Consider the following 15,240-nt stretch of genomic DNA (forward strand, 5'->3'; position numbering starts at 1 on the left):
TCGGAATCGGAGTCACTGTCCGAATCGGAATCGCTGTCGGAATCCGAGTCGCTATCCGAATCTGAGTCACTGTCAGAATCCGAGTCACTGTCCGCGTCAGAATCTGCATCCGCGTCGCTGTCCAGCAGCGTCAGTTCTTCTTCGCGAGTATCATCAGGGAAATCGAGCCCGGTCGTTGGATATCCCGCATTCGGATCGAGAATTTCACCAGTGAGATCGAGAATAACGTGGGTGTGTGAGCCGCCTCCGCTGGCACCGGGTTGCCCTGTGGCGGGTTGTGGGCCAGCGGCGGTAGCCTCAAGAATTTGGGTCGGGTCCTGTCCGTCAGCGATGGCCTGCTGGATGGCGGCAATATCGGTTGGGTCAACTTCGGATGTCGAGATAGAGGCAATACCGTTACTGTCCCAGTGGGTGTCGCGGCCCAGATCGAGGGTTTTGCCGTCCGCGAGGGAGAGGGTCACCGCGCCAGCGGGGCCGGTATCAATTTGTTCTCCGCTCAGGATGTGATCACCTTCAGTCAGCAGACGCCGGCTTCCATCAGGGGCGATAGCGAAAACTTGTCCTATTATCGCTTTAATTGTTCCGACTATAGCGCTCATGATGTTTCTCCTGACTCTTTACGTGACCCGTACACCTGTGTTTTCGTCCCTGTCATTCGATGATATCAATGAAACCTGTTGACATATAGACGGCCAGAAGGCCAGCTTGCTGGGTTTTATAAGAAAATATTGGAATGTTAAATAATCATCTGAAAAATCAATACAAATTTACTTATAACATAATCGAATGCTTAGGAATTTTCTTTGATTTAAATAAGGGATTGGTAGGAATCTGAAGTAAAATTCGTGGAAGAGATATTTAAGTCAAATCATTAGCAAGCTATCTAACTGTTTTAATATTAAATACGTACGTATTGTAAGGTATATTCGAATATTGAAATTGTGTCGCATTCAGGCGTTATACCTGAATGCGTTTAAACTACTATTAACCCGCTTTAAATCAGCCGGTCTTCCTCTTCGCCAATTAAATCTTCCAGCCCGCCCAGCGTTTGTCGGGCTTTCGCGCGGCTGAGTAATTTGTTTTGTGCCGCAGGCGGGAGATCGGTAATGCTGATCACCCCTTTGCTCATCAGCACCTCAATAAGGTCCTCAAGGACACGGACCATTTCGAGATCGCTCTGCTGCAACTGCTGTAGCGTGGCGGCACGCAGCGTATTGACCTTTAACCACTCGTCAATTTCAGCGGTGGTTTCATGGCTTTGTTCAGTCGATTCGGGGAATGGAGCAGGCTCCACCCGGACGATCCGACCCTCACTGTCACGTTCGATAAAATGCATGATTATGCTCCTGAGAATTATTTAGTGAGAGTGCTGGCATCGCTAAAATATCGTCCCATTGCACCATACAAACCTATTTTTTCCAACACGGCCAGTTCACCTTCCGTTTCCACTCGCTCAGCGATTAACGGTAAATTGATCTGACGCGTCGCCCAGTAAATGGCTTCGATAAAGAGTTTTTTATCCTCTTCCTGATCGATATGACGAATATAGCCGCCGTCCACTTTAATCCATGCCAGCCCCCACTGTGGCAGGTTGCCAATCAAATGGAAACGCCCACCGAAGTGTTGAATGCCCAAACGGCAACCCAGCGCATTGAGTTTTTGCACCAGCAGGCTGACCTGTTCCGGATTTGGCAGCTCATTTTCATCGAGCTCCAGCGTGAGTCGGCCCGCCAGATGGCGTGCGCCTTTTAGCGGTTGCAGCAGTGCGTTCATGCTTTCCTCATCGGCAACACTCTCGCCACTGATGCTCAGCGCCAGCGGCTGGGTGCTTTTTTCCATCGCTTTCAGCGTCTGTTTAAGCATGACGATGTCCATCCGGCGGCTCAGCGCCAGGCGGTGTATCCACGGCATAAAGCGCCCGGCGGGGATGATTTCGCCTTCTGGCGTCTTGATGCGGGCGAGAATTTTTTGATGCAGGATGATGTTTTTATTGTTGCACTCATATACGGGCTGGGAAAAAAGCTCGAAGTTCTCTTTCGCCAGCACGGTTTCCAGACGTGTGTGCCAGTGATGGTGATCGTCTTCGTTTTCCACTTCCTGCGGTGCCTGCGTGTCGGCAAAGAAACGCATCTCCGTTTCCGCCATCGCCAGCGCCTGGTCAGCCTGACGCAGCAGCGCCTGCGGCGTATCGCCCATATTGAAACTGACCTGTGAGAAGTGGGCGACGGGGGTGACATCGCTCATGCCAGTTTCATGCAACGCTTTTAAGTGTGTGCTGAGAGTGGCAATGAGATTTTCCATCTCCTGCGGCAAAATCGGGGGCGCGATAATCGCGAACTCACCGCCGCGAATACGCGCCAGGAAACCTTCGTTATGGAAAAATCGCTGCTGTAGCTCGTTCAGAATATCGGCTACGGCAACCAGCAACTGATCGGTTTTAGCCCCGCCGAGACGTTGGTTCAGGCCGATGAGGTCTTGCACGCGCAGTAAAATCAGATGGCCCGCGGCGTGTTCTTCATCGCTCAGACGCGACTGGAGTTTAATATCAAATGAGCGACGATTGTTCAGCCCCGTCAGACTGTCATTATAGGCCTCCTGACGCAGCGTTTCGGTACGCGTGGCCTGTTCGCTGAACAGCGCTTTAAGCTGGGTGACCATCATGTTAGTGGCTTCTACCACCCGGCGAAGCTCCGGCGTTTTGGGGCGTTCCGGCAGATTGAGAAACTCGCGGCGGCTGATCGCCAGCGCCTGATCAACAATGTGATTCAGCGGGCGCAGGCTGCGGCGAAGCATAAACATCGCGCCCAGTACGCAAAGAATGCTACATACGCTTAACAGCAGGAAACTGGCAACCAGACTATCCCACAGGCGCGTCAATGCGAACATCGGATGGCTGATCACTTCCACCTTCGCCACCTGGTTCCAGCCGCGCATCACTACCGCTTCACCCTGGCCGGGGTTCAGACGTACCATGCGCACAAACCAGTTAGGGACACTGGCGCTTTGCGGCGTGTTCTGGCGTTCAATCAGCGGCTTGCCGGTTTTGATATCGACAACCCGAATCCGGTAAAAGTAGCCGCTGTCGAAGATGGAGTTCACCATCAGTTCCGTCATCACCGGATCGTCAATATTGGCCGTGAGCGAAAGGCCCAGTGCGGTGGCGCTATCCTGTGCGTGCGCACTCAGTTGGTTGTGGTACTGTTCGCGCGAACTCTCCAGCGTCACATAAAAGCTGCCGCAGAAGATGATGACCGTGAACAGACAAATACCAATGAGTAGCTGTTTATAGAGAGACATGGCTACTTCCTATTCATTAATTACAAATCCTTCTGCACGCATCTTGGTGAGAAGATCCTGCCAGCGAGAAATCTTTTTACTGTCGCCCACGCGTTTGTTTTTGCCTGCCTGCGGGATCCATAACCCTTCACCGTTGAAGGAGTAAACCGGCAGCAGGTCATTACGCTGTGTCGCGGGTAAGATAGTCGTTTTTAAGTTATCCAGAATTAACGGTACCGCGTCGGGCGTAGCGTACCAGGCGACAACCATATGCGCCTGATTTAACTGCAATGCTTTTACATAGGTGATTCGAAGCTGGCTGGCTGGCACACCCAGTTCACGCAGGGTGAAATATTTCGCCAGCGCGTAATCTTCACAGTCGCCCGCCCCTTTGCGTAAGAATTCAATCGGCGTTGCCCAATAATCCTGCTGTCCCCATACGGCGATATCATCACGAAAACGCATGCGGGAATTAAAAAACTGATTAACGCGGTTTAATTTATCCTGAATAGTGCCCTGCGGCGGATTTTTAAGCAATGCCGCCCACTCATCGATATTGCGCTGCGCCATTGGCGTGGCGGGGCCGTAAAGCTGCTGGCTGCGCGAGTTGATGGTGTTGAAATCCCAACTGGCGCCGAGGCCAGGTGAGAGCACGAGCAGCAGCGCCAGCCAGAATGCCAGCCAGCGTTGCCAGAGTGTGCGATGGCTCAGTCGAACGTTCACGCGCGGTTCTCGGCCCCTTTATTATCGTGGGTGGCCAGTGCCTGCATCTCCTGCCACCAGTCCTGCCAGAGTGCGGCGACCTGTTGTTCAGAATAGCGTGTGGCGTGGCGCAGGGCGTTTTCCTGCATTTGCGCACGTTGCCGGGGGTTGTGTAAAACCGCAATCAGCGCCTCTGCCAGCGCGGTTTCATCATTCGGCTTCACCAGAATTCCGGCACCGGAATTTTCCAGCAAATCGCGCGGGCCATACTGGATGTCAAAACTGACCAGCGGCGTGCCGTGGGCGAGTGACTCCAGGCCAAACAGTGAAAAGCCTTCATGACTGGAACACAGAACAGCGCAACTGGACTGACGATGCAGCGATTCCAGTTCGTCGATTCTGTCGTGCAGATAAATATGTTTATCCAGATGGTTAGCGATAACCCATTGTTCAAGTTCTTTTTTTATTGCGCCGGAACCATATGTGTGTAGCTCTGCATCCGGCATTTTTTCAACAACCTGAGCAAAGACTCTGAAAAGAAGCTGATGCTGTTTTTCCGGGGCATAGCGCGCCATATAGAGCACTCGCTTTCCGGCGGTTTTCTGCAGATTGACAACCGGCAGAGAAGGCGTGAGATGATGGGGTATAACGCGCAAGCGTTTTGCGTCGGGGATAACCTTCGCCAAATCATTCTTTTGCGCGTCAGTCAGCACAATAATACGATCGAGCAGCGTTTCGTCACGCAACACATGTCGGTATGCCTGTTTAAATTCACCGTCTTCCCGTTGATGCGTAGAGTGGAGAACCGACGTCAGGGTCGCATTCAGCCAGTTTTTGGGTTTTGAAGAGACAAACTCCCGCCACGGCAGATTTTTATCAACCAGAAAATGCCACGTGGTTTGCCTGTCCAGATTATGTGCCAGCATGGCGGCGGCGAACTCCTCTTCACTGGCATAGCGGCGTTCATGGTCGGTGAAGCGCAGCTCAATGCCGGAAAGATACGCCGTACCTTTCAGAGAGCGATAGTGCCGACGCAGCACGATTTTCTGCGTGGACAGATGGACAAAATCTTCGTGACTGAGATTGCCCTCCGCGCCGACATACCGACGCGCCGCGAGAATGTTGCGGCTGTCTATACGCGTTTGCGCACGCGTGCCGGGGCGCAGTTCCTGCATCGGGAGAATATCACCGCGCTCCAGCATGGCTGGCAGCCAGTCATAAACGGTCAGCGCGTTAACCGGCGCGGGCAGTTTTCCGCTTTCATAAAGCGCCTCCACCGTGCGCGCCAGCTGCGGGTTCCAGCTGGAAGTGATCACCCACGGCGAAACGCCGAGCTGGCGAATAAACAGTGCGCAGCGGCGGATGGAGGCGATTTCAATTCCGTTGCCTTCATGGCGGAAATTACCACACAAGAAAACCAGCTGCTGCGGATGCCTGGTCTGCTGGAGGCGATATTTACGATAGGCCACATAGCCGGAAAGATAGTGTTCTACGTCATCAATGCGCACGCGATAGCTGTGATGGCGAATGAAAAAGCTGCCGACAATTTTTTGCGGATTTTTGAAAAACATCGCCAGTTCCGGCCAGAAAAAACCGTTAGCCAGATAACGGGCGCGGTACTCCAGCGCGCGGTAAAATTTATCGATGTCAAAATCGGCCAGCAGATGCCGGTGGGTTTCATCGGCCTGAAGACGCTCAATCATGCGCTGCGCCGCCATCATCAGTTCCAGCAGCGTCGGGTAGGTGGTCACTCTTTTCAGCACGAAATCGAGATGATCGCGCACGTTGTCCAGCCCGAACTGATAGTAACGGGCCTGCGGGCGATAGCGCGTCAGCTCGTTCACGCAGTAGCTTAACCAGTGATCGTGCGCCTGCCAGTGTTTCCGGGCGATAAAATTGTCCATCGCCCGTTCAACAATTGACAGCCAGCGCGGGTTTTTGGTCAGCCCGTACAGACGCATCAGTGCGAATGCCGCTTCTCCGTCGTAGTAAATAATGCGCTGTTCTTCTTTTAGCGAAAGATCGGCGGCATGCAGCACGTGAACAAATGCGCCGCTTTCCGCATTTTGCATAAAGGCAATACCGTTCGCCAGACGTTCCATTTGCGCCAGATAGTGCTCATTTCCCGTCAGTTCGCTGTATTTTGCCATCGCCAGAATGCACACGGCGTTACCGCCGAGTTTTATCTCATCGCCGGTGTCCACCAGAAAATCGGCGTCGCTGCCGTCGGGCAACGTACAGGTGCGGATAAGCTCGCTGGCGAGATCGTGTAGCGCGCGTTCGATGGCGGCAAACTGCGTGTCGTTCTGCGTGACTTCCCAGCCTTCTAACAGCGCGTAGGTCGAGCTGGCGTGGCGTAGGGCGTTATAGGTGGGGATCGCGCGATCGAAGCAGGGGAACCAGCCGTAATGAAAGCGGCCCGATTTTTTAACCTGCCGCGCCAGATAATCACTGGCCGAGTGGATCATCGGCTCCAGTTCATCCTGCCAGTGCGGGAGCTGGCGATAGCCCGAATGCGGCCCGCCAGATTCAAGAGGATATGCCCGATTACCGTCGCTGAACGCGCCGAGGGTAGTAAAACGCCAGAGGATTTGATCCGGCGCGTCCGGCCAGTGCAGTTCACTGCCGAAACGCTGGCGCGCGTAGCTGGCCAGGTTTTTATCATTAGGGGTGGCGACGCCTTCGGTGCCCACGTAGAGCAGCGCGTTGGCGGCAATTTCTTGCTCAAGCAGGGCGTGCTCAAAGGTCTCAGTGAAGCTTAAGCCAAAGCGGAAATAGTTACGCTTGGTTTTGCGCAGTTTAGCTTGCAGCGCATCCCAGCGTAGCGATTCAACGTGGTTGACCACCTCCACGCGCAGCCAGCAAGGTTGCGTGGTTTGCTTCTGCGTCCAGCGCTGCAACGCTTTTGCGCCCGCAATCCAGGCGTTGTCCAGCGTTTCACCACGGGCTTGTTCGATGTGAGCACGTTCCTGACCATTACTCACGCTAAAAAAGAGCACATAACCCGGAAGGTGAGAAGCATCGGTGGCAATATTAAATTGCTCAACCAGAGGCCGGGTTTGCGCGAGCAAATGGCTCAATGACATATCGGTATCCTGCTGCGCGAAGAAAATCCCTGTGTTTTATAAGATAACATTATAGCGTTCGGCCTGGATATTCCGCATTCGCATGGATTAGTGCGGGACTTCCTTTTTCAGAAAACCGATCGAGTTATACGCCAGGACGCTGAAGGCGCCCTGGCGTGATATTACCTTTCGCGCAGGGCTTCGGCTTTGGCGCGTAAAATCGGTTTCAGCAGGTAGCTGAGCACGGTTTTCCTGCCGGTCATGATATCGACCGAAACCACCATGCCTGGAATGATCAACAGCGGTTTCTCTTCATTACCGAGATGGTTATTCTCCGTGCGCAGGCGGATCTGGTAGAAGCTGCGACCCTCTTTGTCGGTGATGGTGTCAGCGCTGATGTGCTCCAGTGAGCCCTTCAGCCCGCCATAGATGGTGTAATCATAGGCGGTAAACTTGATCATCGCTTGCTGGCCCGGGTGTAAAAAAGCGATATCCTGCGGGCGTACTTTTGCTTCAACCAGCAGCGTATCGTCCAGTGGAACAATCTCCACCAGTTCGCTACCCGGCTGGATAACGCCGCCGATGGTTGTCACCAGCAACTGCTGCACCACGCCGCGTACCGGTGAGGTGACCAGCGTACGGTTGACCCGATCCTCAATCGCTTTACCGGAAGCTTCCGTTTTGCTCAGGTTGGTGCGAGCCTCGTTGAGCTCCGCCAGCGCATCGCTGCGATAGCGACCTTTGGCTTCGGCGATCTTGCTTTCAATCTCTTTGATCGCCGATTGCGCGCGCGGGATCGACAAGATCACCGAATCGAGCTGGCCGCGCGTTTCTACTTCCGAACGGCGCAAACGCAGGACTTCGACTTTCGAGATAGCGCCCGCGGCAACCAACGGCTCCGACATCCGCACCTCCTGCTGAAGCAGGCCAAGACTGTTACGGAACTGCACCTTTTTGGCTTCGAAATCCAGCAGCTCCTGACGTTTTTGCGACAGTTGTTCTTCGAGGCCGGAAATCTCACTACGGAAGCGTTCGCGCTGGGTGTTGAACAACTCGCGCTCGCCGCTGGCGATGCCTGGGGCATCGCGCTCAATTTCCGGGCTGATTTCCAGAGGTGTGTCGTCAATTTGCGCCTGCAGGCGCGAGATGCGCGCAATCAGTGCATTGCGATCGGCCTCGCTTTCGCCCACATTAGAGCGAAAACGCGTGTCATCCAGGCGCAGTAACGGCTGCCCGGCCTCCACAATTTGCCCTTCATGAACAAACACTTCCGAGACAATCCCACCTTCCAGGTTCTGGATCTTTTGCAGGCGCGACGAGGGAATCGCTTTTCCTTCGCCGCGCGTCACTTCATCGACCTGAGCGAACGAAGCCCAGACAACAAAGGCGATAAAAAACGCAAAGCAGGCCCAGAGGGTGATGCGTGTTGAACGCGGCGCGCCTTCGGTGATCACGCCGTTGATGTCATTGACCGTGAAGGGTTTCTCCGTGGAGAGGAGACCCATACGGCGCAGGAGTGCTTTGATAGCCTTAGTGACTCGCATGGATTTGCCCCTTCTTCAGCGCCGCCAGGACGTTATCGCGAGGCCCATCGGCAATAATGCGTCCACGATCGAGAATAATCAGTCGGTCAACCAGCGCCAGCATCGACGCGCGGTGCGTCACCAGCAGCATCGTTTTGCCGCGCGTGTTTTCCATCAATGCGCGGCGCACTGCGTCCTCGGTGGTGTTATCCATCGAGCTGGTGGGTTCATCGAGCAACAAAATGGGTGGGTCGAGCAGCAGCGCGCGCGCCAGTACCACCGCCTGGCGTTGCCCGCCAGAGAGATTCAGCCCACGCTCGCCAACCTGCATGTTGTAGCCATCCGGGTGTTTACGGGCAAACTCATGTACACCTGCCAGACGCGAGGCGCGGAGCATGACATCATCATCGACATAGCTTGCGCCGTAGATCAGATTTTCACGCAGCGTGCCGCTGAACAAGTGGATATCCTGCGGGCCATAACCGATATTGTGGCGCAGGTCGTTCACGTCGATTTGATTCGCATCCATGCCGTCTATCAGTATTTCGCCCGCATCGGGCGGGTAGAAACCAATAATCAGCTTCGCCAGTGAGCTTTTTCCCGACCCGCTTCGACCAATAATGCCCACTCTTTCGCCCGGTGTGATGGTGAAGGAGAGGGCGCGGAGCGAAGCGTATTTCTGGTCCGGATAAGTGAAGGTGACATTCTGGAACGCAATCGCGCCCTGTAATTTTTCGCGCGCGACCGAAGGCGCATCTTCCTGACGCTCCTGCGGTAAATCCATCATGCTTTCGGTGGTTTCCATCGTCATGCGCGCCTGCTGATAACGCGTGACGAGGCCGCTGAGTTGCCCCATTGGCACCAGCGCGCGTCCGTTCAGCATGTAGCAGGCAATCAGGCCCCCCATACTGAGGTTGCCATCAATAATGAGATAGACCCCGGCGACAATCATTGCGACACCAGAGAACTGCTGTAGCCAGGCGGTAAAGTTGACCGCCAGCGTCGAGAGTGTTTTTACCCGCAGCTCTTTTTTGCTCAGCGTGCCCAGCGTGTTTTCCCACAGATACTGACGCTCGCTTTGTGCATTGTTCACTTTGATGGCATCGAGGCCGCTCAGGGTTTCAATCAACACCGCCTGGCGCTCTGAGGAGAGTTTCATGGTGTCGTCGATGGTTTCATTGAGCGGTCGCTGAATCAGCCAACTGACAACCAGCGCCAGTGGAAATGCAACCAGCGGGATAAACACCAGCGGGCCGCCGATGATACCAATCACCAGTAGCATCAGCAGGGTGAAGGGCATATCGATAAGCGTAGCGAGCGTAAGTGAAGAGAGGAAATCTCGCAGCGACTGAATTTCGTGGATGTTTTGCGCGAAGCTGCCCAGACGCGCAGGGCGCGCTTTCATTGCCATCCCGGTGATTCGGCTGAACAGCGACGCCGAGACGATCATGTCGGTTTTCTTTCCGGCCAGATCAAGACAGCGGCTGCGTAAGGTTTTCAGCAGTAAATCAAACAGGAAGGCGACAGTGATACCAATCGCCAGCACCCACAACGTGGACGTCGCTTGATTGGGTACCACGCGATCGTAGACGTTCATTACAAACAGCGGCGTACACAGGGCGATGACGTTAATCAGGAAGCTGGCAACGATGGAGTCGGTGTACAGCGTCCGCGAGAGCTTTAGCGTATCGCGAAACCAGGTGCGGGTTCGGGGAATGAGCGCCGTTTCGCTACGTTCGCGCTGGTGCATTGGCTGAATAAACAGCGCCACGCCGGTGTATTCATTCGCCAGCGTTTGTGCATCAATCGACAGCTCGCCGCCGAGCGTTTCACTTGGCAGAATGCGCGCCTCGCCCTGTTCGCTCCAGCCAAGCAGTACGGCGGTGTGGTTGCCTTTGAGCAGCAAAATGGCGGGGAGGGAGACGGCGGTGATTTTTTTTAGCTCGCGCTTGAGCATGCGTACCCGCAGATTAGCGCGGGCGGCGGCGCGTGAGAAAATTGCCAGCGTGAGTCGGTTATTTACCAGTGGCAATCCGGCGGTCAACGAGACGCGACTGGCTGGCCGACCATGCAACATACAGATAGCCATCAGGCTATCCAGCAACGGATCGTCGTGAAGTGTTCGTGGGTCGATGCCGATATCTTCCTGATTATCAACAGTATCGCCGCTGGAGGAGGGGATTGAATGTAATGCCATATTTAATGTCCTTATAACAATACCGGCTGTTAATACAGAGGGAGTCGGGCTCCCTCTGCATTAACCATTTATTTCAGGTCCGGTAATGACTGCTGATCCTCAACCCAGGTCGCCTCACTGGCTGATGGCGGTTGTATGGACATTGACTTCAGTAATTCACCCGTGCGCGCTTTAATTCTATAGCCGGAAAATAATTCAACGTATTGCATTTCAATATTACGGCGCTGCGCAGTGAATACTTCATTTTCACTGTCGAGCAAGTCTAATAACGTACGCTCGCCAATACTGAACTGCTGGCGATAGGCGTCACGCACTTTATAACTCTGGTCAGCATATTGTTGTGCAATCGGAACTTGTTGCTGCGCGTTTTTTAATGCGTTCCACGATAGACGTAATTCTTCCGTTAATTGACGCTGCGCATTATTTCGTACATCTTGTGCTTCACGTAATTTATAAGCATTTGATGTAAGATTTGCTTTATCCGTCCCGCCATTAAACAGGTTGTAGCGCATACGCAACATTGCCTGCCATTCCTGGCTGTGGCCGCGGGTGCCATCGATATTATTATCCATGGTTCGGCCTGCCTCGATATTCACGTTCGGGTAAAAGGTGGATTTCGACGCTTCATACTGCTGTCGGGTCGCCTCAACATCTGACTCAGCCAGTTTCAGCAGCGGGCTGTTGTTCAGCATCACTTTACGCGCATCTTCGAGGGTGCCCGGTGTGGCGACCGATGCAGGCTGGTTCAGCGCATCAGCTTCGCTTCCCGTGATACTAAAGAAGTTGGTGCGTGCATCTTCCAGATTGGTTTGCTCGGTCAGCAGGTTATTTCGCGCCTGGGCCAGACGGGCTTCGGCCTGCTCGTAATCAGCCTGACGGCCTACGCCTTGTTGGGTTCGCAGGTTAATCTGATCAAAGATACGTTCATGGCTGGCGAGGTTTTCTTCCGCCAGTTTGACGAACTGCTGACGCATCAGAACATCCATATAGACCTGAATCGCACTCAGCGCGGTGGTTTCGCTACTATTGCTTACCCCGTAGGCGCGGGAGTTAACGGTGGCTTTCTGGCGGGCCACTTCGCTGGTGGTGGCAAAACCGTTGAAGACATTTTGCGTCAGCATCAGCGACGATTCGCTACGGTGCAGGTTACGGCGGTGATCGTTCGCCGCGCGGGTGGTGGCGTTATCGGTTTGCTCCCAACCGGTTCCAGCATTTAAATTTAATGACGGTAGATATCCGCCTCTTGCCGCTTTCAAATCATAGTCAGCTGAATATCGGCTATTGATTGAGGCGCTAACTTCTGGATGTGTGTTGAGAGTGTTCTTAATGGCTTGTTCGAGTGTTAATGCGTGCGCGTAGCCAGTTAAAAATAATGGCAACGACAACGCAAGCATAACCGTATCGCGCTTTTTCATGATGTTATCCCTTCGCATTGAATATCCCAGTCGAGTGCTAAGATAAACCAAACACGAAAGACTTCGAGTGTTTAAATACGCTGTTTTACAAAAATAATAAAAAGATATTATTACTCATGCAGGCATGAATATATATATTTGAATTACTGGTCTGAATATAGTCTGTTAATGAATAAGACGAACTATAAAGATAACCTTATCATTTATTTCCTGAATATATAAGTGGATATAAATAAATTTCCAAAATGATACGGAATTAACACCCCAAGGAGAGATGCCATGTCAACGGTTATTGGAACAATCAAAGCAATTATAGGGCAAGCCTGGATTGTTGCCTCAGATGGTACCCGCCGTCAGGCGACAGAAGGTGAGCAGGTGATGCGCGGCGAACAGATTGTGACCGAGCAGGGCGCGGTCACCGTGACCTTGCCGAATGGTAAAAATCTGGATCTTGGCAGGGCAAGCCATTGGGGTGATGACACCATAGTAACCACATCGACAGAGAGCTCTCCTCCGCAGGATTTAGCTGCTGCCCAGCAGGCAATTGCGGAAGGTGCTGACCCCTCGCAGGTGCTTGAAGCTACCGCTGCGGGTAACCCGGTCACCTCCTCAGCGACGGGTGAGGCGGGAGACGGTGGTGAGGGGCATACGCACGTTGTGCTGGACCTGACCGGGCAAATCCTCGACCCCACAGCGGGATACCCCACGGACGGCATTGACGTCATGTTCCCGGGGCCGCTGGAAGAAGAGACGTTGCTGGAGACAGACCAGGACGTCAACGATACCGATGATGACCCCATTATCACGCCAGAGCCCCCCGTTCCCCCAGTCCTTCCTGAAGCCAGCATTACCATTGATGCCATCGCCGGCGACAATATCATTAATATGCGTGAAGCAATGGAGGAGACCACTGTCGTTAGCGGGAAGACGGGGCATGACGTTCGTCCTGGCGATGTGGTCACTGTGACGGTCAACGGCAATCATTATCAGACCAACGTACAGGCAGATGGCAGTTGGTCAGTGAATGTGAATACCAGCGACCTGCTTGCCTCTGGCGATGTACAGGCCAGCGTCATCACGCGCGATGACAACGGTAATGAAGCCACGGCTAGTGCGCAGAGCAGCGTTGGGCAGGCGGCGCTGAGTGTTGAAGTGGAGATTGATCCGATTGGTGGGGATGGCTGGATTAACGCCGAAGAGGCGAAGGAAGAGAACACGGTAGTTTCCGGCACCGTGGGCGGCGACGCGAAAGCGGGCGACGTGGTGGTACTGGAAGTGAACGGCAAGCCTTATGAGGCTGTGGTTAGTGAGGACCTGACGTGGCGCGCGGAGGTGAAAACCAGCGATCTGCTGGCCGACCCGGAAGTGAACGGCACCATTACCATAAAAGATGAGGCCGGAAACGAGGCCACAGCCAACGCGGTTGAGCCAGTGAAAGTGGACACGGATATCAGCGTGACGCTGGATATTGATGTCATTGCAGGGGATGGCTGGATAAACGCTGAAGAAGCGAAGGCCGAGTACACCACCATCAGCGGTACCGTGGGCGGCGACGCGAAGGCGGGCGACGTGGTGCATCTTGAGATTAACGGCAAGCCTTATGAAGCCACAGTGCAGGACGATCTGACCTGGAGCACGGAGGTGAAAACCAGCGATCTGCTGGCCGATCCGGAAGTGAACGGCACCATTACCATCAGGGATGAAGCCGGGAACGAGGCCACCGCCAACGCGGTTGAGCCAGTGAAAGTGGACACGGATATCAGCGTGACGCTGGATATTGATGTCATTGCAGGGGATGGCTGGATCAACGCCGAAGAGGCGAAAGCTGAGAACACCACTATCTCCGGTACCGTGGGCGGGGATGCCAAAGCGGGTGACGTGGTGCATCTGGAAGTAAACGGTAATCCGTATGAGGCTGTGGTTCAGGACGATCTGACCTGGAGTACCGAAGTGAAAACCAGCGATCTGCTGGCCGATCCGGAAGTGAACGGCACCATTACCATAAAAGATGAGGCCGGAAACGAGGCCACAGCCAACGCGGTTGAGCCAGTGAAAGTGGACACGGATATCAGCGTGACGCTGGATATCGATGTGATTGCGGGTGATGGCTGGATCAACGCCGAAGAGGCGAAAGCCGAGAACACCACCATCAGCGGCACTGTGGGCGGCGATGCTAAAGCGGGCGACGTGGTGCATCTGGAGATTAACGGCAAGCCATATGAAGCCATAGTTCAGGATGACCTGACCTGGAGTACCGGGGTGAAGACCAGCGATCTGCTGGCTGACCCGGAAGTGAACGGGAGCATCACTATAAAAGATGACGCCGGAAACGAAGCCACCGCTACGGCGATGGAGCCGGTGAAAGTGGACACGGATATCAGCGTGACGCTGGATATCGATGTGATTGCGGGTGATGGCTGGATCAACGCCGAAGAGGCGAAAGCCGAGAACACCACTATCTCCGGTACCGTGGGCGGCGACGCGAAGGCGGGCGACACGGTGGTGCTGGAAGTGAACGGCAACCGGTATGAAGCGGAGGTGCAGGCTGACCTCACCTGGAGCACGGAGGTGAAAACCAGCGATCTGCTGGCCGACCCGGAAGTGAACGGCACCATTACCATCAGGGATGAAGCCGGGAACGAGGCCACCGCCAACGCGGTTGAACCGGTAAAAGTGGACACGGATATCAGCGTGACGCTGGAGATTGATGTGATTGCAGGGGATGGCTGGATCAACGCCGAGGAAGCGAAGGCCGAGTACACCACCGTCAGCGGTACCGTGGGCGGCGATGCTAAAGCGGGCGACGTGGTATATCTGGAGATTAACGGTACGCCATATGAAGCCACAGTGCAGGACGATCTGACCTGGAGCACGGAGGTGAAAACCAGCGATCTGCTGGCCGACCCTGAAGTGAACGGCACCATTACCATCAGGGATGAAGCCGGGAACGAGGCCACCGCCAACGCGGTTGAACCGGTGAAAGTGGACACGGATATCAGCGTGACGCTGGATATTGATGTCATTGCAGGGGACGGCTGGATCAACGCTGAAGAAGCGAAGGC

9 protein-coding genes are annotated in these 15,240 nt (G+C 54.3%); 1 reads left to right on the forward strand and 8 read right to left on the reverse strand.

Translation table 11 applies throughout. From position 1 onward, the window contains the following. From F0Q32_RS25280 to F0Q32_RS25315, 8 genes are all read right to left on the reverse strand, one after another. Positions 1-599: retention module-containing protein (locus F0Q32_RS25280; protein ID WP_149465126.1), on the reverse strand; the 599-nt coding region annotated here is incomplete at its 3' end. Positions 600-994: 395 nt separating this feature from the next. Further along, the gene (locus tag F0Q32_RS25285; protein WP_149465127.1) at positions 995-1,336 is read right to left on the reverse strand and encodes a tryptophan synthase subunit beta; all 342 of its coding nucleotides are present in this window, start codon (positions 1,334-1,336) and stop codon (positions 995-997) included. A gap of 17 nt (positions 1,337-1,353) precedes the next feature. Then, the gene (lapD, locus tag F0Q32_RS25290) at positions 1,354-3,297 is read right to left on the reverse strand and encodes a cyclic di-GMP receptor LapD (RefSeq protein ID WP_149465128.1); all 1,944 of its coding nucleotides are present in this window, start codon (positions 3,295-3,297) and stop codon (positions 1,354-1,356) included. A 9-nt stretch (positions 3,298-3,306) separates the two neighbouring features. Further along, complete coding sequence (gene lapG / locus F0Q32_RS25295) at positions 3,307-3,999, reverse strand: cysteine protease LapG (protein WP_188016913.1); 693 nt, start codon at positions 3,997-3,999, stop codon at positions 3,307-3,309. Next, positions 3,996-7,064, reverse strand: coding sequence for a glycosyltransferase (locus F0Q32_RS25300; protein ID WP_149465129.1), 3,069 nt, complete (start codon positions 7,062-7,064; stop codon positions 3,996-3,998). The genes lapG and F0Q32_RS25300 overlap by 4 nt, the downstream gene beginning before the upstream one ends. 161 nt (positions 7,065-7,225) lie before the next feature. Beyond that, complete coding sequence (locus F0Q32_RS25305; protein WP_370516906.1) at positions 7,226-8,548, reverse strand: HlyD family type I secretion periplasmic adaptor subunit; 1,323 nt, start codon at positions 8,546-8,548, stop codon at positions 7,226-7,228. Between the two features lie 25 nt (positions 8,549-8,573). After that, positions 8,574-10,763, reverse strand: a complete 2,190-nt coding sequence (locus tag F0Q32_RS25310) for a type I secretion system permease/ATPase (protein ID WP_149465131.1) — start codon at positions 10,761-10,763, stop codon at positions 8,574-8,576. Positions 10,764-10,831: 68 nt separating this feature from the next. Then, a complete protein-coding gene (locus tag F0Q32_RS25315) occupies positions 10,832-12,178 on the reverse strand; it encodes a TolC family outer membrane protein (RefSeq protein ID WP_149465132.1) in 1,347 nt (448 codons plus the stop codon). 279 nt (positions 12,179-12,457) lie between these two features. Here F0Q32_RS25315 and F0Q32_RS25320 point away from each other — a divergent pair. Continuing rightward, on the forward strand, positions 12,458-15,240 hold a 2,783-nt coding region (locus F0Q32_RS25320), incomplete at its 3' end, for a retention module-containing protein (RefSeq protein WP_149465133.1).

It is taken from the genome of Pseudocitrobacter sp. 73, assembly GCF_008369545.1.
In the GTDB taxonomy this organism is placed as follows: Bacteria; Pseudomonadota; Gammaproteobacteria; order Enterobacterales; family Enterobacteriaceae; genus Pseudocitrobacter; species Pseudocitrobacter vendiensis.